Here is a 2279-nt window from a genome sequence, read left to right as displayed (position 1 = left end):
TGGGGACAACAGTGATTGCCGTTTCCATGGGGCCGCCCCAGGCCGTGGATGCACTGACACAAGCGATCGGCATGGGTGCGGACCAGGGGATTTTGCTCTGCGACAGGGCCTTTGCCGGGGCAGACACCTGGGCCACCTCCCTGACCTTAAGCCGTGCCATCCAAAAAATTGGCGAAGTGGATCTGATCCTTTGCGGCCATCAGGCCATTGACGGGGATACCGCCCAGATCGGGCCCCAGGTGGCGGACTGGTTAGGGATTGCCCAGGCCACCTATGTCCGGGAGATTGAACAGGTGACAGACAAGAGACCCTGTGAACCTGGAAAACCAGGCGAACCCGGCGAAATCATTGTCAAACGACGGGTGGACGCCGGGGTGGAGCGCCTTGCCTGTCAATTGCCCGCCCTTATCACGGTGATCAAAGCGCTGAACCAGCCGCGGTATGCCCACATGGAACGGCTGATCACCGCCTGCACGGACCAGGCGCCCATTCGGGTATGGAATGCGGCCGACATCGGGGTCAACACCTGTGAGGTGGGGCTGGAAGGGTCCAACACCCATGTGATCAAAACCTTTACCCCCAATTTCAAGCGGCAGAACGAAATTCTAACGGGCAGCAAGCAGGAGGTGGTGGCAGATCTTTTTGCCCGGCTGAAAAAAAGCGACACCACCCTTTCCGGTAAATTCCAGGGGAGGCCATCATGACCATCTGGATCGATCGAGACACGTGTGACGGGTGCAAGCGCTGCCAGCGGGTCTGTCCCTACGACGGCATTGACTTTACGGACGGGGTGGCACGGGTCACGGACCGGTGCACCAGTTGCGGCGCCTGTGTGGCGGCGTGTAAAAATGAGGCCATCACATCGGATATCGTTCCCCGGGTGGTGCCGGATTTTTCCGGTCATGAAGGCGTCTGGGTATTTGCCGAGCAGACAGACGGGGTGCTGGCCCCGGTAGGGTTGGAACTGCTGGGCAAGGCCCGGGAGTTGGCCGGGGAGCTTAATGAAACGGTATCTGCCGTTCTTGTGGGAAAGGATGTAGCAGGGCTTTGCGACACTCTGGCCGTGCACGGGGCGGATTCCATTTATCTGGTGGAAAATGATCTGTTAAAAGACTATCGGACCATTGCCTATGCCAGTGTGATGGAACATCTGATAAAAGAATACAAACCCGGAATTTTGCTCATCGGTGCCACGGCCCTGGGAAGGGACTTGGCTCCCCGGGTTTCCCGGCGGGTGGGATCAGGGCTTACCGCCGACTGCACCGAATTGACCATTGATGAGGATACGGGAAAATCAGACGAGAAAGGCCCGAATTCGAATATTTCCGGTTCAAAAATTTTATGGCAGACACGGCCCGCCTTTGGCGGCAATGTCATGGCCACCATTGCCAACCGGTATTCCCGCCCCCAGATGGCCACGGTCCGGCCCGGGGTGATGGAAAAACAATTGGTTGACAATGTAAATGCCGAGATCATACGGGTCTGCCCCCCTTTAAATGAGACAGATATTAAAACCCGGATTTTAGAAACAATGAAAGAGGGGCGAACCGGCACGGATATTACCGAGGCCACTGTCATCGTGGCAGGGGGCCGGGGCATCAACGGCCGGGAAGGGTTTGAGATGCTCAAGGAATTGGCACAGCTTCTGGGCGGCGAACTTGCCTGTACCCGCCTAATCGTTGAACAGGGAATCATGGAGCAGCGCTCCCAGGTGGGACAGACGGGCAAGACCGTCCGGCCCGAAATCTACATTGCCTGCGGTATTTCAGGGGCCATCCAGCATCGGGCCGGCATGATGGGATCCCGCTACATCATTGCCATTAACACAGACCCCAAGGCGCCCATCTTTGATGTGGCCAACTGGGGAATTGTGGGGGATGTCCATGAGATTGTGCCGGAGATGATTGCCCAGCTGTCACAGAAAGGGAGCCTGTCATGAAAAAATCTGATACCCGGGTATTGATCCGGTCCAATGTCGAGGATATGGTCCGAAAGACCATGCAAGAATTTGTGGACAAGGAAGTGATCCCCATTGCAAGAGAGTATGACGAACGGGCGGAATTTCCAGACCATCTCTTTAAACAGCTCGGGAACATGGGGCTGTTCGGTATCCGGTACCCGAGGGAAGTTACCGGGTCCGGGGGGAACACCACCCTTTACTGCATTGCCATGCAGGAACTTGCCCGGGGCTTAATGAGCCTGGGTGCCACCGTGGCCATGCAATGTCTCATGTCCACCAACGGGCTCTACCTGTACGGCACCCCGGAACTCCATGAACT

The 2279-nt window shown here is 57.0% G+C and carries 3 protein-coding genes; all 3 read left to right on the top strand.

The window, feature by feature from the left end; translation table 11 throughout:
• Positions 1-704, top strand: a 704-nt coding sequence (locus KKG99_17560) for an electron transfer flavoprotein subunit beta/FixA family protein (protein ID MBU1014805.1), incomplete at its 5' end; no start/stop codon positions are given.
• Entirely contained in the window at positions 701-1939 is a 1239-nt protein-coding gene (locus KKG99_17555) for an electron transfer flavoprotein subunit alpha (GenBank protein ID MBU1014804.1), read from the top strand. The genes KKG99_17560 and KKG99_17555, both read left to right, overlap by 4 nt.
• A gap of 20 nt (positions 1940-1959) precedes the next feature.
• The coding region (locus KKG99_17550; GenBank protein ID MBU1014803.1) for an acyl-CoA dehydrogenase family protein at positions 1960-2279 on the top strand (320 nt) is incomplete at its 3' end.

The sequence above is a fragment of the Bacteroidota bacterium genome (assembly GCA_018816945.1).
Taxonomy (GTDB): Bacteria; Bacteroidota; Bacteroidia; order Bacteroidales.
The sequence above is the reverse complement of the archived record's forward strand: the minus strand, read 5'-3'. Positions and strand labels throughout refer to the sequence as shown.

Coding starts and splice junctions, on each gene's coding strand:
- KKG99_17555 (MBU1014804.1), top strand. CDS start 701: ATGACCATCTGGATCGATCGAGACACGTGTGACGGGTGCAAGCGCTGC.